Source organism: Phycisphaerales bacterium, assembly GCA_020852515.1.
Lineage (GTDB): Bacteria > Planctomycetota > Phycisphaerae > Phycisphaerales > UBA5793 > UBA5793.
Genome location: JADZAS010000016.1, coordinates 298,028 through 319,717, shown reverse-complemented (window position 1 = coordinate 319,717; position 21,690 = coordinate 298,028). Strand labels below are relative to the sequence as shown.

The following is a 21,690-nucleotide window of genomic DNA, read 5'->3' as shown; positions in this document are numbered from 1 at the left end:
GAGGCCGATGGACTTGCCCATTCAGTTCGACAATCCCGGCGCTCTTCTGCTCTGTCTGCTCATTCCGCCGGTCGTGTGGTTCGGCTGGAGGCACCTCACGGGCATGTCCCCGCTGCGGCGCGGCATCATCTGCGCGCTGCGCTCCCTCGTCATCGCCCTCATCGCCGTCACCGTTGCCCAGCCCAAGTGGCTCGAACGCAGCGAGAGCATGACGGTCATCCTCATGATCGACCGCAGCCACTCGATCTCGCACCAGCTCGAGGCGAACGCGCTCGAGTACCTGCGGCGAGCCACGGATGATCCCAAGGGCAAGCAGCCCTTTGACCGCCTGGGCGTGATCAACATCGGCGCCGAGGCGCGCGTTGTGCAGGTGGTCGATCGCGCCACCATCCTCGAACCGAACACGACCATCGAAGAACGCAACGCGACCAACCTGGCGCATGCAGTTCGCCTCGGCCTGGCCATCGCGCCGCGCGATTCGGCCGTGCGCTTCGTACTCGTGAGCGACGGCAACGAGACGACGGGCAACGTCATGACCGTCGCGGACATCGCCCGGGCCAACAAGATTCCCATCGACGTTCTGAAGTTGACCTACGACTACCAGAAGGAAGTCAAGTTCGAGCGGATCATGGCGCCGTCGATGGCGCGCGAAGGCCAGCCCATCTCGCTCCGCTTCGCCTTGCGCAGCCGCCAAGCCACCACCGGCCGCATCTCGCTTTACCAGAACGACACGCTCATCGATCTCAACGCCGACGACCCGGCAAGCATGAGCGTGCCCGTCCAACTGGAAGAAGGCATCAACGTCCGCACGGTGAACCTGACGCTCTCGCAGAAGGGCCCGCAGCGGTTTCGTGCCGAGTTCGAGCCGGACAACCCGCAGGACGACCCGATCTCAACAAACAACCGCGCCGACGCAGTGGTCGTCGTGGGCGGTGAGGGGCGCGTGCTGGTCATTCACGAAACGACCGACGAGACCGCGTCGCTGCGCGCGGCGATGCGCGACGCCGCGATCGAAGTCGATACGGCGCTGCCCAGTGAGGTCACGAGCGATCTGCTCTTTCTCTCCGGCTACGACTCGATCGTCCTGGCCAACGTGCCGGCCCATGCGTTTGGCGCGGGCGTCGATGATGCGCTGCGGCGCTACGTGCATGACATAGGCGGCGGACTCATCATGCTCGGCGGGCCGGACAGTTTCGGCGCCGGCGGGTGGATCAACAGCGAAGTCTCCAAAGCCCTGCCCGTGCGGCTCGATCCGCCGGAGAAGAGCCAGATGCCCAAGGGCGCGCTCGTGTGCATCATGCACAGCAGCGAAATCCCCCAGGGCAACTACTGGGGACAGCAGTGCGCCATTGCCGCCGTCGAGGCGCTCAGCCGGCTGGATGACGTGGGCATCATCGACTTTGACTGGAACGTCGGCGGGCCGAATGCCGGGTGCAACTGGGTCTACAAGCTCAGCCCGGCCGGCGACAAGTCAGGCGCGATCAGCGCGATCAAGAAAATGACGATGGGCGACATGCCCGACTTCGCCCCGTCCATGCAGATGGCCCTCACGGCGCTGCAGAACAACACGGCGGGGCAGAAGCACGTCATCATCATCTCCGACGGCGATCCGAGTCCGCCGGGCCAGGCGATGATCAACCAGTTCATTGCCTCGAAGATCTCCATCTCCACCGTCATCGCCGGCGGGCACGGCAACCCGCAGGACGTGCAGCAGATGGCCAACATCGCCCGTCAGACCGGGGGAACGGCCTACAACCCGTCGCGGCCCAACCAGATGCCCAAGATCTTCATCAAGGAGGCGATGATCGTCCGCCGCTCGCTCATCGTCGAGGGCGAGACCTACCAGGCGATCCACCAGCCGACCGGTCGGCCCGGCCCGTTCGCCGGTCGCTGGCCCGCGCTGCCGACCATGCAGGGCTACGTCCTGACAGCGCCTCGCCCCGGCTACGACCCCGAGATAGTCAGCAACTTCGGCGACCGTGATCCGATCATGGCGCAGTGGCAATACGGCTTGGGCAAGAGCATCGCCTTCACGAGCGACGCCACGAGCCGTTGGGGTCAGGCCTGGGTGGACTGGGCGGACTTCCAGGGATTCTGGGAGCAGGTCGTGCGCTGGTCCATGCGGCCGGCGGCTCCAACCAACATCCAGCAGTCCACGCGCATCGAGGGCAACAAGGCGATCGTCGAAGTCAACGTGCTCGGCAGCGACAATCAGTTCGCCAACTTCGGCAAGATCAGCGCCCTCGTGCTTTCGCCCGGACTGAAGGAAGAACTCTTCAATCTGCAGCAGATCGCGCCGGGCAAGTGGCGCGGCGAGTACACCGTCGATGAAGAAGGCTCGTGGATCGCCAACATGATCTACGAGAGTGCCGACGGCGAGCGCAGTTCGATTCAGTCCGGCGTGTCGGTGCCGTACAGCCCGGAGTTCAGCGCTCTGCGCGACAACGCGCCGCTGATGACCAACCTGGCGCGAGTGACGCAGGGGCGGGAACTTCCCAGCGACCCTGCGCAGGCTGATCTCTTCAACCGCGAGGGTCTTGAGACGCCCAAGAGTCTCACCGACATCTGGCCGCTCATGGCGATCATCGCCGCTGGCCTGTTCCTGATGGACGTGGCGGCGCGGCGGCTGGCCATCGACCCGATCGCCCTGCGGCGGCGCATGTACGCTTTGATGCACGGCGGCTCGTCTTCGGCTGGGCAGAGCCTCGATCGCCTCAAGCAGACGCGCAGTGAAGTGCAGGAGCGCGTCACCGGCCGGCGCAAGAGTTCGCAGCAGATCGCAGAGGAGCGCGAAGCGGCCGAGGCGCGCTTCGAGGCCGACGCCGCCGGCGGAGCGGCGATCGATCTCGACAAGGTCGGGTCCGATGAGGGCGAAGGATCGCTCAAGAAGCCGCCGCCGGCTCGCACAAAGCCCGAGCCCGCCGCCGACGAGGCGGACGAGGGCTCGTATACCTCGCGCCTGCTCGAAGCCAAGCGCCGCGCCCGTCAGCAGGGCAAGGACAAACCGCAGGGAGGCGGCGATGGCTGAAGCGATGCAACTGCCCGAACTGCGCCTTCTTCAGAACAGTGCCGCCGAGGTCGTCAAACGCTGCGAAGCGCTGCGCGCCGTGATGGGCAACCTCAAGCGGGAGATCGCCCGCGTCATCGTCGGCCAGGATGAGATCGTCGATCTCACGCTGGTGGGGCTCTTCGCCAATGGCCACATCCTGCTCGAAGGTGTTCCGGGCCTCGGCAAGACGCTTCTGGTGCGCACGCTGTCGCAGGCGCTGCTGCTGCCGTTCAGTCGCATTCAGTTCACCCCCGATCTCATGCCAGCCGACATCGTCGGCACAAACATCGTAATGGAGAACCGCACGACCGGCCGGCGCTCGCTCGAGTTCCGCGCCGGGCCGGTTTTTGCGCAGATCGTGCTCGCCGATGAAGTGAACCGCGCCACGCCCAAAACGCAGTCGGCTCTGCTCGAAGCGATGCAGGAGCGCCGCGTGACGGTCGCGGGACGCACGTACAAACTCAACGAGCCGTTCATCGTGCTGGCGACTCAGAACCCCATTGAGCAGGAGGGGACGTACCGGCTTCCCGAGGCCCAGCTCGACCGGTTCCTGTTCAAGCTCGTCGTGCCGTACGCGACGCGCGGCGAGATGACCAGGATCCTCGAGCGGACGACGGCGGGAGGAGCGCCCGAAGTCAAGCCGGTGATCGACGCCGAGCACATCCTCCAGGCGCAGCAACTCGTCCGCGGCGTCGTCGTGGCCGAGCACGTGCAGGATTACGCCATCCGGCTGGTGCTGGCGACGCACCCGCGTGGAACCGACGCCCCCGCGGTGACGAACCGGTACGTGCGGGTCGGCGTGAGCCCGCGCGGAGCGCAGGCGCTCATTCTGGGCGCGAAGGTGCGCGCGGTGATCGACGGGCGCTTCGCCGTGTCCTTCCGGGACATTCAGCAGATGGCGCTGCCGGCGCTGCGGCACCGGGTGATGGTGAACTTTGAAGCCGAAGCGGAAGACGTATCGAGCGATGACGTGATCAATGAATTGGTCCGCCTTGTGCCGTGCGAGCAGGAGTCGGATCTCCCCGCCGTGACGGTCAACGGCCGATGAAAGTCGCGGGACTGATTCCCGCATGATGTCCAGAAGGGACGCTTCACGCGATGACGCAGGTCTCCACCGCGATGCCCCAGAGCCGGCGCAAGCGGCCGCAGAAGATCGATGATCTCATCGACTCGCGCCTGATGTCGCGCCTCGATCAGCTCGACGTCGTCTCGCGCAAGATCTTCGCGGGGAAACTGCAGGGCGAGCGCCGAAGCAAGAAGCGCGGCCAGAGCGTCGAGTTCGCCGACTTCCGCAATTACGTGCCCGGCGATGACCTGCGCTACATCGACTGGAACGTCTACGCCCGCCTCGATCAGCTCTTCCTCAAGATGTTTCTCGAAGAGGAGGACCTGTCGTTCTTCATTGTGATGGATTCGTCGATGTCGATGGACTACGGCGAGCCGGACAAACTGACCTTCTGCCAGCGGCTGGCCATGGCGCTGGGCTACATCGGCCTCGTGAACTACAACCGCGTGACGCTCGTCTCGTTTGGCGAGGGCGTGCGCAGCCGCCTGAGCAACCTGCGCGGCCGGCGCAAGACCCAGCAGATGGGCCAGTGGATCCTCGAGATGCAGCCGCAGGGCACGACCGACTTCGAGGCGGCCATGAAGTCCGTCGCACTGAGCCGGCAGGGGCGCGGCGTGATGGTGATCCTGTCTGACTTTCTCTACAAGACGGGCTACGAAAAGGGCCTGCGCTACCTCGTCGGCGGCGGATTTGACACCTTCATCCTCCAGACGCTCAGCCCCCAGGAAATCGACCCCGGCGCCACCAACGCGCTCAGCGGCGATCTCAAACTGCGCGACATGGAAGACGGTAACACCGCCGAGGTGTCCGTCTCGGCGGCGCTGCTCAAGCGGTACAAGGAGAATCTCAACGCCTACTGCGGCCAATTGCGCGACCACTGCATCCGCCGCTCCATGGTGCACATGGTTCTGCGGACGGACATGAGCATGGAAACGCTCGTGCTCGACTACCTGCGCAAGAGGGGCCTGCTCAAATGATCTGGGCCACTCCATGGCTGGCGGCGGTAGTGGCGGCGTGTCTCATTCCGCCGCTCATCCTCCTCTATTTCCTCAAGCTGCGCCGGCGCGAGCACTACATTCCATCGACGCTGCTGTGGAAGCAGTCGGTGCAGGACCTGCAGGCCAACGCGCTCTTCCAGCGACTGCGCATGAGCTGGCTTCTGCTGCTGCAACTCATCGTGCTCGCCCTCATCCTGCTGGCCATCGCCCAGCCTGAGTACGTCGGCGAGATTCAGCGCGGCTCGCGCACCGTGATTCTCATCGACCGCTCGGCCAGCATGACGGCGACCGACGTGGATGGGGGGGGCAGCCGGCTCGACGAAGCGAAGCGCCAGGCGATCGAGTACATCGATGGCATGAAGTCCGGCGGCATCATCGGCAGCGCCGCAGATACCGAGCAGGTCATGGTCATCGGCTTCAGTGACGAGGCGCAGGTCTACAGCACGTTCACCTCCAGCAAGGCCCAGTTGACCGCCGCAGTCCAGAGCATCACGCCCACGCACGGCCGCACCGCCCTTGGCGAAGCGATCGAACTCGCCCGCGCGTACACCATCAACACCGACCCCGAAACGGCGGGGCGCGACGTCGGCCCGCCTGCGACGCTGCTGCTTTTTTCCGACGGGCGCATTTCCGATCTTGACGATCAGGTGGCGCGGGCGAACGAGCCGGTCGTCTACCGTCCGGTGGGCAAGTCCGAGGGAATTTGGAACGTCGGCATCGCGGCCCTGGGCGCCCGGCGGTCGCTTGAGGATTCGGAGAACCTCGAAATCTACGTGCGCGTGGCGAACTACTCGACCGAGCCGCGCACCGTCGATGTGGACTTGTCGGTGGGCGACCTGCTGGTCAATACGCGCACGCTGACGATCGAGGGAGCCACACTGGCCGACCCCCGCAAGGCCGCAGCGGAGTCGGGCGAGGGTGCGTCGACGACGCCGCTCGAAGGGGCGACCGAGCCGTCCGCGGAAGAGGGTTCGCGGCCCCAACTTCTCCCGGGCTCCAACTCGGTCACGTTCGCACTCAGCGATCCGCGCGGTCTGACGATCGGCATCCGGCTGCACGCCGATGACGGGCTGGCGATCGACAACGTGGCCTACACGGTCATTCCGCCAGCCCGGCAACTTACCGTTGCGCTCGTCGCCCCGCCGGACGGCTGGATCATCGAGTCGGCGATGTCGGGTATTCCGTTCCTCCAGCGCATTGAAAATCTTTCGCCCGAGCATTTCGCCAACCTGGCGTCGACGGGCGACACGGAAAAGTACGACCTGATCATCCTCGATGGCGTCAATGTTGAGAAACTCGGGCCCGGCAGGTATCTGACCTTTGGAATCGCGCCGCCACTGCCGGGCTTCTCCAAGGGCGAGTCGAAGTCGAACAACACCGCACTGTCGTGGAAGGAAGATCATCCGATCAATGCGAACATGAACTACCACACGCTCTTCGTGTCGCCGACCGAGCCGCTCGATGTGCCGCGCGAGGCGAGCGTGCTCGTGGAGGGTTCGGATGGGCCGATGGTGGTTGAGGCGTTTCAACGCGGCGTTTCGGTTATCGCCGTTCAGTTCCGTCCGGTGGCGTCGAACTGGCCATTTGACGTCAACCTCGTGAAGTTCATGCAGAACACGCTGGACTACCTTGGCCGGCTCGGCGATGCGCTCACCGAAGAGACCCTGCGCCCGGGCCAGGCGATCGTGGCGCGGCTGCCTTCCAACGCTTCGGAGATATCGATCCTCCGGCCAGACGGCGTTTCGGCGCCGATCGATCCGCTTGACCCGACGATGACGAGTTACACGTCCGACCTCGCGGGGCTCTACGTCATCAAATACAAAACGCCGGATTCTGCCGATGAGCAGACGCGCGCAGTGGCCGTGAATTTCTTCGACGAGGCGGAGGGCGACATCGCCGCGGCCGAATCCGTGCGGTTCGGGCGCGATGCGGTGGAGACGGTGGATGCCGAATCCGGCGTGCACAAGCGAACGCTGTGGCCGTGGGCGCTGCTGGCGGCGCTGGCGTTTCTGTGCGTCGAATGGGTCGTGTATAATCGCAAGGCCTACGTGTGATGTTCCGTTCGCGTCGCGACCGTGCCGCCCTCCGGTCCCGCCTGCTGGCGCTGTGCGCGGCGCTGCTGGCGGTGCTGGCGCTGACCGCACCAGCGGGCGCCGAACCCCAGCCGGTGCTCAGCGTGTCCGTCGGGCACGGCGGCGCGGTGCGGACGCACTACTTCTTCCCGATCCACGTCGAGGTTTCGTGGGTCTCCCCGCCGGGGGAGCCGATCACCGGCGACGCGCAGCGGGCGCACGTGCAGGTCCGCGTGCCCCAGGACATGGTCTACAGCCAGGTCATCACGCGCGAAATCACGATCCAGCCCGGGCAGAAGTCAGCTGTCGTCGTCTACGCTCGCACGCTTGAAGATTTCAGCGAACTTGAGGCGACACTGCGCGATGATCGTGGCAGAGTGCTGGCCCGCACGCGCCCCAGTTCGGCGGCCATCGGCGGCTGGTGGCGCATTCAGGACAGCGACGCCATCGTGATCGCCGTCGGGAAATCGACGCTCCCTCGCAGCGGCTGGCTCTTCGATCACGGCAGCGTCAGTCCCGTAAAAGTAGAAGAACTCGAAGCAGCCGATCTGCCGCGCGAGTGGCCGGGCTACGACGGCGTTACGCTGGTGGTGCTCGAAGACCTGCAGGCGCACCGCCTCGATGCGGCGCAGCTCGCGACCCTGCTCGAGTGGGTGCAAGGCGGCGGAAGACTGGCCGTCACCGTGACCAATCAGCTTGAGACCTTCAGGCAGGTACTCGGCGACATGGACTGTCCCGTCACGTTCGGCTCGTACGAGGCGAACCCGTTCGACCAAACCGTCGGCGACGTGCTCAGACGGGCAGTGGCGCGAACCATGCATCCGGATGAATACGGGCCGACGCTCACTCTCGACAGCAGTTCCCCTTTGGCGTGGTACAGCCAGTATCTCTCGACACTGATCAACGAACTGGCCTCCTATGGCGGCCGCACCTTCTACGGCCGGCAGATCGCTCTCGACGAGTCGGCCCAGGCGAAGGGATGGCGCATCCGTGATGCGAGGCTCGCGTTTGACCCGGAGCGAGCTGTGCCGGCCGAAAGCGCGCCCACGAGCGGGCACGTTGCGTGGGGTCCGCTGGGTCTGGGGGAAGTGACGCTGCTGGGAGTTGATCCGGCTTCGCTCGCTGGGGCGGACGCGAACGAACTGCGCGGCGTGGGCTGGTGGCACTGCCTGCTGCACATTGCGCCTCTTCGCTCCGCCGTGCCGGTGAGTCTGCGGGAATCGTCCGGCTACTACCGGGATGTTCAGGGCTCGGTCAACTCCGCGATGTCCACGACCGCCGTCAATGAGATGCTCGACACGCTCAGCGCGCCGTTCGGGGTGAGCCGGGGCCTGTTCGGCGCCATTGCGGTGGCCTTGCTTCTGCTCGTGGTGCTCATCGGGCCCGTTGATTTCTTCCTGCTGCGATGGATCCGGCGCGAGCCGCTGACGTGGATCACCTGCCCGCTGCTCGTGCTGCTCGCCTGCGGCGCCATCTATCTGGCGCAGGAAGCCGTCAGTTACGGCCGGGCCCGCGTGTGCCGCGCCACGCTCATCGACGCAGCATCCGGCGCGACGCGCGGCGTGACGACGTCACTCACCGCCATCTTCTCCAACCAAGGCGGTCGTTACGCTCTTCAAGGCTCCGAAGACGGCGTGTATCAAACTCCGGCCAGTTGGAATTCGCCCTGGGGCTACTACTCGGGCGGCAACGCGGGCGGAACGCTGGTGCCCATCGCGCAGGGTTCGCGAGGCTCGCTGGTTGAATCGATCAATGTTCCGCTCGAGAATGTCCGCTGGCTGATGGAGCGCGGCCCCGCGAGCGTTCCGGAGATGAGTGCGCTCGTTCATTTCGACCGGGCCCGCGACCGGCTGTTCGTAGATGTGTCGGCCCCGCCGGGCTGGGAAGGACGAGTGGCCGCGGTGCAGTGGAACGAGGGGTGGTATGTGCCTTCACCGGCTTCCGGCACGCTCCTGCAGGGCAAATTGCAGCGGGTGGAGTTCAAGCGCGATCCCGGAGATGAAGAGGCGGCCAAACAGCGGCAGCGCAGCAGCATGGCCGAGCCGTGGGGGTACTACTCGAACGACCTGCTCAGCGGGTGGGTCCACGACTCGTCGTACCAATTGCCCGGCCACCGCGAAATCGCGCAGCAGATCGCCGGGCTCGGGCCCTCCGTCGCCGCGGTGCTCATCGACTTCGACCACCGCAGCGAACTCGAATTGACGCGAAACGGCGCGACAGTGGACGCCGAGTGGAGCGAGGTCATACACGTGCGGCTGCTCGCGCCGGCCCAGCGCGCGGCGGCGGCGAACGAGGAGCCTGAGCCGTGATCGAATTGCGCCACGTCACCAAGCGGTTCGGCTCGCTCACGGCGCTGGACGACCTCTCGCTCGGGCTGGAGCGCGGCGACGTGTTCGGCTTCATCGGCCCCAACGGCGCCGGCAAGAGCACGACGATGAAGATCCTCGCGTGCCTGCTCAAGCCCGACGCCGGGTACGCCACCGTCTGCGGCATGCCATGCGCGACGCATGGCGCGAATATCCGCCGCGTCATCGGCTACATGCCCGATTTCCTGGGCGTGTATGCCGACCTGCGCGTGCATGAGTATCTGGACTTCTTTGCCTCCGCCTACGGCATGCCGCGGCGCGATCGCAAGAAGATCGTCGGAGACGTGCTCGATCTCACCGATCTGACTTCGAAGCGCGATGCGATGGTGGACAGCCTCTCGCGCGGCATGCAGCAGCGCCTGGGCGTGGCGCGCGTCCTCGTGCACGATCCGGACGTGCTGCTGCTCGACGAGCCCGCGTCGGGCCTCGACCCGCGGGCGCGCATCGAAATCCGCAGCCTGCTGCTCGAACTCCGCCGCATGGGCAAGACGATCATGATCTCGTCGCACATCCTCTCCGAACTGCACGAGATGTGCAACACCATCGGCATCATCGAGAGGGGCAAATTGCTCTTCAGCGGTTCGATCGACGAGGCCATTCGGCGCAGCGGGCTCCACCAGGGCATCGAACTCCGCGTGGACGATCACCACAAGGCGGCGATCGTGCTGCGCGGCCTGGATGTCGTCACCTCCGTCGAGATCGAGCAGGATCGGCTCGTCATCATGATCGAAGGCGAGCGTGAGGCGTCGCGCGCCGTGCCCGCGGCGCTCGTCGCCGCCGGCATCGGACTCGAAGCGATGCAGCCGCGCACCGTCAAACTCGAAGACGTCTTTCTCGTGCTCACCAAGGGCGAAGTCAGTTGACCGGCGCCACGGCCATACCGGATGCACCGCTCAACCGCTCGCGCTGGCGGTGGGCGATCTGGCTGATCGCATGGCCGTTTTGGCTAGTTCGCGGCAGCATCGGCCTCGTGCTCAATCCCATGCTGCTCAAGGAACTCAAGGTCTCCTCGCGGCGCAAACGGACGTACTTCCTAAGGGCGGCCTATTTGCTGGTGCTCGTCGCGGCCCTGCTGCTCACCTGGTGGATCGTGATTCAGGAGTCGATGACCGGCGCGACGGCGGAACTGCTCCAGCGCCAGGGGCAGACCGGCCAGGCGCTCTCGCTCACCCTCGGCTGGATCCAATTGATCGCGCTCGTGCTCATCGCGCCCATGCTCACCGGCTCGTGCGTAAGCGATGAGATCGAAGACCGGTCGATCGACGTGCTGCTCATCACGCCGCTGAGCGCGGGGCAGATCATCGTGGGCAAACTGCTCAGCCGGTTCGCCTACGTCTGCCTGCTCGTGCTGCTGTCGGCGCCGCTGCTGCTGGCGATGCGCACCTACGGCGGCTTCACGCTCGAACAACTGATCAAACTCGAATCACTCTCGCTGACGACCGCGCTGCTCGGCTCATCGCTGGCCATTCTGCTCTCGTGCTGGGAAGCGCGCGGCTGGCGTGCGGTGGCGATGGCCTACTTCTGGATGGCGCTGTGGTGGCTGGCGCTGCCGCTGCTGATCGTCGGCGTGTGGTTCATCGTAATCTCCCTGATTCAGCGCATCGCGCCATGGATGCCCCTGGGCCTGTGGATCTTCGACTGGGAGGCTTACCCCTTCCTGATGCTGCACAACAACCCGTTCATGGTGATGTGGCTGCTCACCTTTGAAGCCATGGCCGGCCCCGTCGTCCCCTGGCCCACCGATCTGGCGTTTATCACGACCAACGCGATCAACGTCATGACGTCGGCAGCGCTGGTGTCGCTGGCCGTGCCGCTGCTGCGGCGCACGGCCAGGAAGCGCATCGCCGCCACGGAATCGCTCGGCCGATCGTGGTTCGTTCGATTGCTGCGGCCACGGCGCAAAGCGCCCGTGGCGGCCGTCGGGCCGTCGATCGCCGCTGACGAGCCGGCGACGGCCCAGGCGGCCGCCCACCCCGCACACGCCGCGGAGGCGAATCTCGACGTGCCGCGCGTCTGGGAGAATCCGGTCCTGTGGCGCGAGATGCGCTTTGCAGTGCTGCGCCGGCCGATCGTGAGCGCCTGCGTGGCGCTGCTGCTGCTGGGGCTGCTTTTCTGGTACAACGTCAAGGCGTACATGCACATGGAAGCGGACATGGTGCTGCCACTGCTGTGGATCGCCGTCATCGCCCAACTCGTGATCGCCTGCGTCGTCAGTCCCACCACGATCGCCTCAGAAAAGCAGGCGCGCTCGTGGGAGGTGTTGCTTTGCGCGCCGGTGCGGCCGATGACCATCCTCTGGAGCAAGGCGGCAGGCGCGCTGAAACTGGCGCTTCTGCCGCTCGCCGCGCTCCTGCTCGAATCGCTCTACTACTCGACCCGGCACTCGGTGCTGCTCGCGGTGGCGCTGCACGTGGCGCTGATCGCCACGGCCTTTTCGATCCTGCTGGCCTGCACCGGCGTGCTGCTGAGCATGTTCATGAAGCGCAGCATGACGGCCATGGCGACCAACCTCGCCCTGGCGATTACGCTCTGGGGCGGCCTGCCGGCGATTGTGGGAATCTTCGCCGGCCTGAGCGGCGGCTCGAATCAGTTCGAAGAGATGTTCGGCGTGATGATGACCGTCAACCCGTTCTACTGGCTCGCGGTCGTCACCGACCATCTCGTCTCGTCGTCCTACGGCGGCGATGCGACATACGAACTGCCGTTCTGGGACACGCACCTGCGGCTGGCGGACTTCACCGCCGTGGTGATCTTCGTCTCGGTGGTTGTGAGCGCAGCTGGGCTGGGCCTGCTTTATGCAGGCTCGACCTGGTTCAACCGCATCGCGGGCCGGGCGAGTTAAGCCGCCGCCGCGCGCCGTGGCCGCGCGGCTTGGGGCCCGCCCCGCATCGTGCCGCTTCGAGATCAGGCGTGACGATCGATCGTCCGGTACACCGAGTTGAGGTGATCGTACCAGCGGCCGACCTTGGTCGCGGCCGTCGACTGGCCCTCGCCCTGGTTCTCGAGGAACTTCATGCCTTCGGAGAGGTAACGCATGCCGCTTTCCAGTTCGGCGCGGGCGCGGTCGGCGGTGACGGTGACGTTCTGATCACTGAGCCGTTCGAGCCGCTCGATCTGGCTGTTGACCTTGTTGAGGCGGTCAGCGAGGCGCTCGCTGTTGTTGCCGCCGTCGATTTCCTGCTGAAGCCGGTCGCGCATGGACGTGAGCCGGTCGCGCATGGAGTCGACGTCAATGCTGCCGGTGAGCTGGGTGCCTTGGATTTCGATTCCGATGCTGGACATCGCAAGCCTCCTTCAGGGGCGATCGTGGATGACGGAAGAATCCATTCCGCCGTCGCTCCGTGGCGCTGGTGCGGCCCTCCATGGCCTGCGGACATATGAACCGTCGGATCATTCGCAACCGCCATGCCAGAAAGACTTACCGGTTTTCATGGGAAAGAACCGGTGGTCCGCGCGCGCCTGAGGCAGGTATTGCGCTTCGCGCGGGGCATGGATTGCGCACCGGCGTTATTGCTCAGGAATCGCGGCCGGCCAGTCGCCAGCGCCGCGCCATCCACACGAGCGCCGCGATGCCCAGTGGAATGAACACCACGACCTCGCCGGCCCGATCGAGCAGCACCGCCGCATCGAGATGGCCGGTGAGTGATGGATCGGCCAGCAGCATCGAGCCCAGTTTGGCCACCGCGAATTCACGAAAACCCACGCTTCCGATCGGCGCCAGCGTCGAGACCATGCTGATGACAGTGAGGTAAACGCCGTCGCGCAGACTCAGATCCACGCCAAGAATCGTCACGGCGACGTACAGCCGCCCGCCGTAAGCCGTCATGTCCACCAGGCGCAGCAGCACGGCGAGCACGACCCAGCGCGGCGAAGCGATCATCCCCGAAGCGCCCTGCCAGCGCCCCGCCAGCAGTCGATGCGAGCCGACGTACACGCATGCGGCACAACCCGTGGCGAGCAGCCCCGCCAGCAGCCCCAGCCACCACGCGTCCACCTGCGGCCGGAGCAGCGTTGCCACGAGCACGCAGCCGAGCGTCATGAACATGAGGCAGGCGAGGGCGGCGTACCAGCCGATCAGTATTGAGTAGGGCAATCCATCCACCCGGCGATGGTGCGCCAGGCGGGCGGGCATGCCCAGGCGCACCGGGGCATAGTTGAGCAGGTTCACGCCCGCATTCACCGCCTGGATGTCCCACAGCGGGACGCGCGCGACCGGGTGGATGATGGCCCAGAAGATGCCGCCGTTGGCCACGACGCTGACAATCGTGCAGCCGACCAGAGCCGCGTATTGCTGCCAAGTCGCGTTCGCCAGGCCGGCGAACTGCTGTTCGCGGAGGGCGTCGTAGATGATCCATGCGAGCAGTCCGATGCCGACGATAAAGCCGGTGATCTTGAGCCCCGTCCGCCGCCGCGATGCCGCAGTGGGCGCCTGCTCGGTCTCCGCCGCTTCAGGCTGCGAGGGCGATTGCGTCACGAGCCGTGTTCCGCATCACGTCGTGTGCCCCGGCGGATGACGCGCAGCGCGGCCATGCCATCGGACCATTTGATCTTCTTGCCCTCTCCGACGCTTCGTGGGTGGTACGACACCGGCACCTCCTCGATGCGTTCGTTGATGGCCGCTGCGGCCGCCGTGATCTCCGGCTCGATGCCGAAGCGGTCCTCCCTGAGCATCGGCAAAATGTGGGCAAGCACGGGAGCGGCGAAGACTTTATAACCGCACTCCATGTCGGTCAGGTGCAGACCCGTGCGCCAGTTGGAGAGTTCGGTCAGCAGTCGATTGCCCAGCGCGTGCAGCCGCAGGCGAAAGGTCGCGGGTTCGTAGTGGGGGCCGAAGCGCGTGCCGAAGACGATTCGGCTGCGGCCCTGGACGATCGGTTCGAGCAGGCGCTCGTAGTCGGCCGGGTTGTATTCCAGATCGGCGTCCTGAACGATGACGGCATCAGCTTCGGCGGACTCTCCGAGCACCGCGGCAAAGCCGGTGCGGATGGCCGCGCCCTTGCCGCGATTGCGCGGCTGCGTGCGGATCGTGTGGCGCTCGGCGAATGATCGCAGCAGGGCCGGTGTGTCATCCGTCGAAGCGTCATCAATGAATACGAGTCGCCGCTCCCATTCTGGCCGAAGCGCAGCGGCTTCCACGCGGCTCACGCACTCCAGCAGCGTCGCTTGTTCGTTGTAGACCGGAATGACGATGTACAGCCGGGGCAAGTCGCGTGAGGTTAGGGGATTTCAGGGACTGAAACTCGCCCGCAAGACAAAACGCAGCGCGAACGAGCGCTCATACCTCGACGGCGATCGGCGCATACCACCGGTCCAGCACCGCCCGCCAGTCGGCGATTGTGTGCACCTTGATGAACTCGTTCTTCACTGCCTCGGGTTGCGGGTGGTGGTCGCTGAACTTGATGCCGAACTTGCGCATGAGTTTGCCCGCCATGGCCTCGCCGTGTTCGGCCACCGACAGCGAGAAATGTTCAAGCAGGACTTCGCGCTGCTCGTCGAGCGTGGGCTCCGTCGGCTCCTGCCCGCCCATGATCTGGCGCGCCTGACGGAAGATCCACGGGTTGCCGATGCACCCGCGCGCGACGCTCACGGCCTTGATGCCCGTCTCCTCGATCATGCGGAAGATGTCGGCGGCGGTCCATATGTCGCCCGAGCCGAAGATAACCTTGTCGGGATGGCGAGCCGTGAGATCGCGCAGGAACGCCCAGCGGCTCGGGCCGTTGTACTTCTGCACGACGGTGCGGCCGTGCACGGTGGCCCATGAATAGCCGAGTTCGTAGAGCGCATTGAAGATGCGCTCGAAATTGGCGGCCGCTTCGGTTGAATCATCTGAACCGCGCCGGAGTTTGACAGTGGTCGGGATGTGGCTCGGGACCGCATCGCGCACCGCCTTGAGCACGTCGATGGCATCTTCAGGATGGGCAAGAAAGTGGCCGCCTCGGCACTTGCGCGCAATCTTGCGCACCGGGCAGGCCAGGTTGACGTCGATGACTTCGTAACCCATGCCCGCCAGCAGCGCGCCCGCCGCGGCCATCTCGCCGGGCTCGGTGCCGATGATCTGGCCCGCCAGCGGGTGATCCTCGGCGCTGCCCGGCACGTTATCGGCGAGCACATCAAGATCGGCCTTGGCCAGTCCCTTGCCGCCAGCGAGCAGGATGCGATCAAGAAGGGCCTCGGTGATGCAGTAGGGGGCGCCGTGGCGGCGGGCGATGATGCGCATCGCCGCGTCGGAATACCCCGCCAGGCCCGCCTGGAAGAACGGTGCATCCATCGTGGGCAGCACGGCGCGAATGCGAGAATCGACTTTGAAGGCCTCGGTCATCGGCGAATCTTATATGCGGCAAGCGCCTGCGACGCGCGGCCGTTTGCCGGCGCTTGAGACACTGCACGATTCCGTCGCTTTCTGCCCGCCCCGGGCGCCTCCGTCCGTCATAACCTTGAGAGCGTGGCCGACGTGCTGCTCATTACGGCGGGATGGGTGCTGGCGGCCGTCGGAGCCGGCCTGGCGATCCACTTTGCGCTTGGCGATCGACTGCTGCGCCGGGGCGTGAAGGCGCGGCGATGCCCGAAGTGCTGGTACGACCTCTCCCATTCGCCCGGCCTCACCTGCAGCGAGTGCGGCTACGTGGCGCAGCGCGAGCGCCAACTCCATCGCGTCAGGCGGTGTCGTGGGCACTTGGCGCTGGCGATCACGGCGCTGCTGACCGGGCACGTGGCGATCCGTGGACCGGCGATCAAGCAGCGCGGCTGGTGGGCCGCCGTGCCGACCACCGCTTTCCTGCTTTTCTGCGAGCATCTGGAAGTATCCGCCGCAAGCCAGTTCTTGCCGTCGGGACCAGCATTTTCCAGCACCGCCATGCTGGCTCCAGTGGCGACGTCGACGTGGCGCTCGGACGCGGGAGATGAACTCTTCAACGAGCGCTTCTGCGGCTCGATGTGGGGCTGGCAGAGATGGATCCTGCTCTATCGCTGCTCGCGCCTCGTCCCTGCCGACACGTCCTCCGGCCAGGTTTTGTATACTGCCGCTTCGGGGTCTTCGGCATTGCCCGGTCGAGTGATGGAGAGCGAACTGAGCGCGCACATCGCCGATCCGACGCAATCGGCACACCTTCGCCGGCTTTGGAATCGGGCGCTCGACGAGGTCGTCATCACCGCGCCGAGCGTGGCGCCGGATGGCACGGTGTCGGTCACGCTGTCCGGTTCTCCATGGTTCCGATCCGAGCGCTGGCGTTGCCTGCTGCTGTTCGTGGAAGGCCAGACGGAGCCCGTCAAAGGCCGCCTGCTCATTCCCGCGGGCGGCGGGCGCACTGCGGCGACGCCGCTTCGCATCGCCGTTCCCGCAGATGGCGTGCTGCGCCTGCGCGTTCAGCTGGCCGAGCCGCGTCCGCCGCGAACCCTCGTGGAATTCTCCGAATGCACGCCAATCTGGGAGATCGCCATTGAGCGGCGATTCGAGTGGTGATGCGACCGGCTGCGCGGGCGGGCTTGTTCCCGCATCGCGGCGCGCAATGATTCGACTTCACGGCATTGAGCACGCGGAAAAGGAGTCGGGATGAACATCGGCAGGATGGCGGCGGCAGCGGCGATGAGCGCAGCAGTGCTCTTTCAGGCTTCGTGCATGAGCGGGGGCCGGCTCACCGAGGGCACCGAGCCGCGGCCGTACCCGTACGACGCGGAGATCCTTCGTACGCTGGACGTCCAGATCTTCCGTGACGGCTCGCACATCGAACTGGTCAGCCACACCACGCAGAGCCTCGATGATTTCGACCTCTGGCTCAACGAGCGGTACCTGCGGCACATCGACCATCTGCCGCCCGGCGGCTCGTTGAAGCTCTCGCTCTACGAGTTTCTCGACGAGTTCGGCGAGCCGTTCCGCGGCGGGGGCATCTGGAGCACGAACCTGCCCGAGCCGGTCGTCAAGGCGGAGGTCCAGACCGCAGAGGGGCTGGTCGGCTTGATCCCCATCCCGGAGCGCGACCGCTAGCGGGTTGGCTGCCGCCGTGCAGAGGCGCCCAAAAACCAGACAGCCGCGTTCATCATGAACGCGGCTGTCCGAGATTCGACAGGTCATCCTTGACCTGATTGAGACGCGAGAGTCTCAGGCGGCGCGGCGAGCGTAGCGGCGGGTGCCGTAGCGACGCGTGCTGCCGTAGCGGCGGGTGCGACCCGTGGCGCCGACGAGACGCAGCCCGGTGTTGGTGCGGCGGGTCTTGTTGGTCTTGCGGGTCTTGCTCTTGTAGGTGCGCGTGGTCTTGCCGGTCGCCTTGCGGGTCTTGCGGTTCTTCTTCGTGCCCGTGTTCGACTTGGTGGTGTTGTTCCACGTGCCATTGGTCGTCCAGTTGCCGTTCTGGCCGGGGACGTTGTTCTTGTAGTTCCGGCTGTTGGGATTGAAGTTGCCCGGCTTGCTGTAGCACTTGCTGAAGCAGTTGCTGATGTGGTAGCAGATCTGGTTCGTCGTCCAGTTGTAGCACTGGGCGGGGGTGATCCAGCCCTGCTGGAGCGCGTACTGGATGAACTGCGGCCAGATGGTCGCTTCGGTCTTCTTCCAGTTCTTGCTGTTGGTCTTGCAGGAGAAGGTGGGGAACCAGAAGGACTTGCCGTTGAACTTCGTGCAGAACGCGTAGCCGTTCTTCTTCAGGTTGGCCCACACGAAAGCGGGGGTCTTGCGATACTTGCTGGCGATGTTCTCGACGACGCTGTAGGGCGTCTTGCCGTTCTGAACGCTCGTCTTGAAGGTGCGGCCAAAGTTGTACGTCTTGCTCATGATGACTCCTCAAGTCATGCGGCACCGGTCATTCGTTCTCGACCTTGCTGTGCCTGGTTTGCGAATGTCCGGAGGACTGTCGGGTCGGATCAGTCTGTGGCGCTGAGCGAAGCACACTGCATCGCAATCGCCTTGATCGATCCATCCACCCCGCGGTCCAGTCTGCTCCTGACGCCAGTGAATCCACCAGTCGGTTGCGGATTTCCCGCAATGCCAGTGCATATCGACAGCGAAAGCCGGGGAAATAACTGAACTTGCAAAAGTTGTGAAAAACGTCCGGTAAGGGCCGGTCTGCTGTTTTCCCGGGAATTGGCGAAACCGCAGCGCGCAACATCTTCCAGCACAGCATCTTGGGCGCGCAGCGCCAAGCGCGACTCACGCCAGTCGAGGCTGAACGGGAGCCTGCACTTTTTCAGGCGCGCTCAAGAACTTCGCTCAACGCGTCGGCGAGACGAACACTTCGATCCGGCCGTCTTCGTGGAAGATGCCCACGCGGTCGGGATGTTGCGACCACAGGTGCTTGCCGAGATGCTCCGGGCGAAACCAGAATTCTGGAATGGACATTTCATCGCGCGCATAGCGATCGAGAAACCTGCAGACTGCCTGGCAGCAGAAGAGTCCGATCGTCGTCGTTTCAAACTCCTCTTCGCCCTCGGGAACCGAGGCTTCGTGGGTGAGGATCGCGGCCAGTTCGGCGGCGCGCTGGGCGGGCAATTGCCATTCATACAGCGCCACGGCTGAATCTTCCGCGCCCTCCAGACGCCAGCGCACGTATTCAGCCACGCTCGGGGCGCCCTCGACGATGACGTCGCGACTGCGGCGGACCTCGCTGCGATTGATGCCGTACTGCCCGGCGGGATCCCAGAACACCGCGGCCTCGTCCGCCTGGAGGATGCGCAACCCCGTGTGCGTGCCATGCACCTGCCCCTGGCAGATGAGCACCTGCATCGCCGGCTGCGGCTCGTCGAACGCCGCAGCATCCACTGCGGCGCTCTGGCGGTCGATCCAGTCGGCGGGAGCCTGCGGACCGCTCGACGAACAGGCGGCGAGCGAGCCTATCCAGAGCGACAGCAGGCAGGCCGGCAGCAGGCGGAGGATGTGGACGCGGTGGAGCATTGGTCGGACCTTGCGAAGACTATCGTTGTGCAGCCGTTATCCGGCCCCCGGCGGCGGCTGGAAGAGCGGAATCGGGCAATATTCGGCCGGGCGCGGCGTTGAACCCACTGGAAAAGGCATGGACGAGGCGCTGGACACCACCCTGGACTTGGCCTCGCGCGGTGACCAGAGCGCCTGGCGGGCAATCGTTGACCGGTACGCGCCTCGCGTCTACGGCCTTCTCAAGTCGCAGTGCGGCGACGCGGAACTGGCGGAGGAAATCGCCCAGAGCGTCTTCTGCACCGTGGCGGCGAAGTTGACGGGAAACACCGGCTATGTCGAGCAGGGCAAGTTTGAAGCATGGATCTTCCGCATCGCGGTCAATCGGCTGCGCGATGACATCCGCCGGCGCCGCAGGCAGGCGACCGCGGTCGAGCAGTCCGCCCTTGACGAGCGGGCCGCGCCCTCGCGCAACGGCTTTGTTCCGCGCGACGACGACGAGCACGTCGCCCTGCGAGGGGCCATCGAGCGACTCTCGGCGGCTGACCGGCAGATCATCGAGTACCGCTACATCGGCGGGCTCAGTTTCAAGCAGATGGCCGAACTGCTCGACGAGCCGCTGGGCACCGTGCTCGCCCGTCAGCACCGCGCGTTGCGAAAGCTCCGCGATCTGCTCGAACACTCGCCGGAAGATCAGACTACACCCCGACCTGCCCGAAAGGCGGGAACATCATGACTGAACGATACATTCCCGAAAAGCCGGACGTCCGGATCGAGCAGATCGACCAGCGATTGATCCGGATGCACGCGCCCGGCAACGAAGAATCGCTCGTGGCGGGGCGCATCTTCGAGGCCAGCCGCCGGCACCTGTCGCGGGCCGAGGTTCGCGATCAGCCGGCGCTGAGGCTCGTCGATGAAGACGGCCCGTCGATGCTGCCGGCTCGCGCCTGGTCCGCCTGGCCGATCATGGCGTCGCTCGCCGCCGTGGTCGTGCTGTCGATCACCATCGCAATGTTGTTCAGCGTGCAGGCTCAGCGGAACAATGAACAGCAGCCGCTGGTGACGGATGTCGGAGAGAACACCGAACTGGCGCCGATCGATGAGCAGTTCGAGAGCGAATTCAACGTGGCCACGAGCACGCTGATGAGCGACATCACCGCTTCGGTGGATTCACTGGTCAGCCAGGGCGATGAGTGGGCGTACGGATCGCTCGCGAGCGATTTGCAGACGGCGACATCGAGTCTTTGGGAAGATCTCGACTCGTTTTGATTCAAGTGGGGGCCGACGGCGAGCGCCGACGGCTGCAAGAGGCCTGATACGGCCGGGAGCATGCACGTGCCAACCAAGCGAACAATGTGCATCGGGTTGATCGGCGTCGGAGCGACGATGCTGGCGCTCAGTGCAGCGGCCCAGGACCGGCCGGCTGCCCAAGGTCAGACCGAACAGCCGGTCGAAACCCGGCGCGGCGGCGAGGCGGGCGAAGTGCAGATCACCCTCCGTCCGACCGGCGACGGCCGATACGAAGTCTTTATCGACGGCAGCCGCGTCGAGGGGCGCATCGGCGAACGCCTCGCTCGTGCCCTCGGCGACCAGCGCGGCGAGGGGATGCGGCGAAGCGCGCCCGGCGAGGGCGCGGCCGGCAACCGTCCCATGCGTCAGGGCCGCGCGCTGCAGGGGGATGCGCCAACCGGCGATCGACCGCCCGGCCCGCCGGGAATGGACGAGCGCCCGCCCGATGAGATGCCCCCGTTCCGCCAGCGGGTCGGCCAGTACTACGACGGCGAGGTTCCGGAACTGACGGATGAACTGCTCAGCGAAGTCATGGAAGTCATCAAGGACTTTGACGAGGCGCTGCACGCCCGCCTCTCAACCGCCATGCAGGCCAATCCGGACGTCGTGCGCGGCCGCATCCGAAGCGACCTGCGGCGCTGGATGGGTGCCGTCGAACTCAAGCGCAGCGATCCCGAGCTGTACGAACTGAACATCAAGGACCGGCATTTCGCGCACGAGACCAGCCGCCTCGCCGGCGAATTCGCCGCCGCCCGGCGTCAGAGCGACACCGCGAAAATGGAGTCGATCCGCGGCCAGTTGCAGGAACTTGTCGGCGAGCATTTTGACGTCCGCCAGAAGTTGCGCGAGCGCGATCTCGCTCAACTCGAGCAGCGGCTCGAGTTCCTGCGCACGCAGGTGCAGCAGCGGCGCGAGCGGCGGGAGGAGATTATCGCGGCGCATCTCGAGGAACTGCTCGGCGGTCCGACGGGTGACTTTTGATCCATCGGGGCC

General features: G+C 65.5%; 19 protein-coding genes. 12 read left to right on the top strand and 7 right to left on the bottom strand.

The window, feature by feature from the left end:
- Positions 1-7 precede the first annotated feature (7 nt).
- The 7 genes from IT430_13140 (at position 8) to IT430_13110 (ending at position 12,393) form a co-directional block, all read left to right on the top strand.
- Complete coding sequence (locus IT430_13140) at positions 8-3,028, top strand: hypothetical protein (protein MCC6908882.1); 3,021 nt, start codon at positions 8-10, stop codon at positions 3,026-3,028.
- 4 nt (positions 3,029-3,032) lie between these two features.
- Entirely contained in the window at positions 3,033-4,097 is a 1,065-nt protein-coding gene (locus IT430_13135) for a MoxR family ATPase (GenBank protein ID MCC6908881.1), read from the top strand.
- A 50-nt stretch (positions 4,098-4,147) separates the two neighbouring features.
- The gene (locus IT430_13130) at positions 4,148-5,092 is read left to right on the top strand and encodes a DUF58 domain-containing protein (GenBank protein ID MCC6908880.1); all 945 of its coding nucleotides are present in this window, start codon (positions 4,148-4,150) and stop codon (positions 5,090-5,092) included.
- Entirely contained in the window at positions 5,089-7,167 is a 2,079-nt protein-coding gene (locus IT430_13125) for a BatA and WFA domain-containing protein (GenBank protein ID MCC6908879.1), read from the top strand. The genes IT430_13130 and IT430_13125 overlap by 4 nt, the downstream gene beginning before the upstream one ends.
- Positions 7,167-9,494 carry a hypothetical protein gene (locus tag IT430_13120; GenBank protein ID MCC6908878.1) on the top strand — a complete coding sequence of 776 codons (2,328 nt, stop codon included), beginning with the start codon at positions 7,167-7,169 and terminating at the stop codon, positions 9,492-9,494. Before IT430_13125 ends, IT430_13120 begins: the two co-directional genes overlap by 1 nt.
- Positions 9,491-10,414 carry an ABC transporter ATP-binding protein gene (locus tag IT430_13115; protein ID MCC6908877.1) on the top strand — a complete coding sequence of 308 codons (924 nt, stop codon included), beginning with the start codon at positions 9,491-9,493 and terminating at the stop codon, positions 10,412-10,414. The genes IT430_13120 and IT430_13115 overlap by 4 nt, the downstream gene beginning before the upstream one ends.
- Positions 10,415-10,521: 107 nt before the next feature.
- On the top strand, positions 10,522-12,393 hold the full coding sequence (locus IT430_13110) for an ABC transporter permease subunit (protein MCC6908876.1): 1,872 nt from the start codon (positions 10,522-10,524) through the stop codon (positions 12,391-12,393).
- Positions 12,394-12,455: 62 nt separating this feature from the next.
- On the opposite strand, the gene IT430_13105 is transcribed toward IT430_13110, so the two are convergent.
- From IT430_13105 to IT430_13090, 4 genes are all read right to left on the bottom strand, one after another.
- The gene (locus IT430_13105; GenBank protein MCC6908875.1) at positions 12,456-12,833 is read right to left on the bottom strand and encodes a hypothetical protein; all 378 of its coding nucleotides are present in this window, start codon (positions 12,831-12,833) and stop codon (positions 12,456-12,458) included.
- Positions 12,834-13,065: 232 nt separating this feature from the next.
- Complete coding sequence (locus IT430_13100; protein ID MCC6908874.1) at positions 13,066-14,025, bottom strand: flippase-like domain-containing protein; 960 nt, start codon at positions 14,023-14,025, stop codon at positions 13,066-13,068.
- Positions 14,022-14,756 (bottom strand): glycosyltransferase family 2 protein, encoded by a 735-nt coding sequence (locus IT430_13095; GenBank protein MCC6908873.1) that lies wholly within the window; start codon positions 14,754-14,756, stop codon positions 14,022-14,024. The genes IT430_13100 and IT430_13095 overlap by 4 nt, the downstream gene beginning before the upstream one ends.
- 70 nt (positions 14,757-14,826) lie before the next feature.
- The gene (locus tag IT430_13090) at positions 14,827-15,870 is read right to left on the bottom strand and encodes a tRNA-dihydrouridine synthase (protein MCC6908872.1); all 1,044 of its coding nucleotides are present in this window, start codon (positions 15,868-15,870) and stop codon (positions 14,827-14,829) included.
- Between the two features lie 123 nt (positions 15,871-15,993).
- On the opposite strand from IT430_13090, the gene IT430_13085 reads away from it, so the two are divergent.
- A complete protein-coding gene (locus IT430_13085) occupies positions 15,994-17,010 on the top strand; it encodes a hypothetical protein (protein ID MCC6908871.1) in 1,017 nt (338 codons plus the stop codon).
- A 90-nt stretch (positions 17,011-17,100) separates the two neighbouring features.
- Positions 17,101-17,532, top strand: coding sequence for a hypothetical protein (locus IT430_13080; protein ID MCC6908870.1), 432 nt, complete (start codon positions 17,101-17,103; stop codon positions 17,530-17,532).
- A 114-nt stretch (positions 17,533-17,646) separates the two neighbouring features.
- Here the strand turns inward: IT430_13080 and IT430_13075 are convergent, their stop codons facing one another.
- The 3 genes from IT430_13075 to IT430_13065 all read right to left on the bottom strand — a co-directional run bounded on the left by IT430_13075 (position 17,647) and on the right by IT430_13065 (position 19,428).
- Positions 17,647-18,312, bottom strand: coding sequence for a hypothetical protein (locus IT430_13075; protein ID MCC6908869.1), 666 nt, complete (start codon positions 18,310-18,312; stop codon positions 17,647-17,649).
- 89 nt (positions 18,313-18,401) lie between these two features.
- A complete protein-coding gene (locus IT430_13070) occupies positions 18,402-18,680 on the bottom strand; it encodes a hypothetical protein (GenBank protein ID MCC6908868.1) in 279 nt (92 codons plus the stop codon).
- A 67-nt stretch (positions 18,681-18,747) separates the two neighbouring features.
- The gene (locus IT430_13065) at positions 18,748-19,428 is read right to left on the bottom strand and encodes a hypothetical protein (protein ID MCC6908867.1); all 681 of its coding nucleotides are present in this window, start codon (positions 19,426-19,428) and stop codon (positions 18,748-18,750) included.
- A 118-nt stretch (positions 19,429-19,546) separates the two neighbouring features.
- Between IT430_13065 and IT430_13060 the strand changes: the two genes are divergently transcribed.
- From IT430_13060 to IT430_13050, 3 genes are all read left to right on the top strand, one after another.
- A complete protein-coding gene (locus tag IT430_13060) occupies positions 19,547-20,143 on the top strand; it encodes an RNA polymerase sigma factor (GenBank protein ID MCC6908866.1) in 597 nt (198 codons plus the stop codon).
- A complete protein-coding gene (locus IT430_13055; GenBank protein ID MCC6908865.1) occupies positions 20,140-20,676 on the top strand; it encodes a hypothetical protein in 537 nt (178 codons plus the stop codon). The genes IT430_13060 and IT430_13055 overlap by 4 nt, the downstream gene beginning before the upstream one ends.
- 66 nt (positions 20,677-20,742) lie before the next feature.
- Positions 20,743-21,678, top strand: a complete 936-nt coding sequence (locus IT430_13050) for a hypothetical protein (protein ID MCC6908864.1) — start codon at positions 20,743-20,745, stop codon at positions 21,676-21,678.
- Positions 21,679-21,690: the final 12 nt, after the last annotated feature.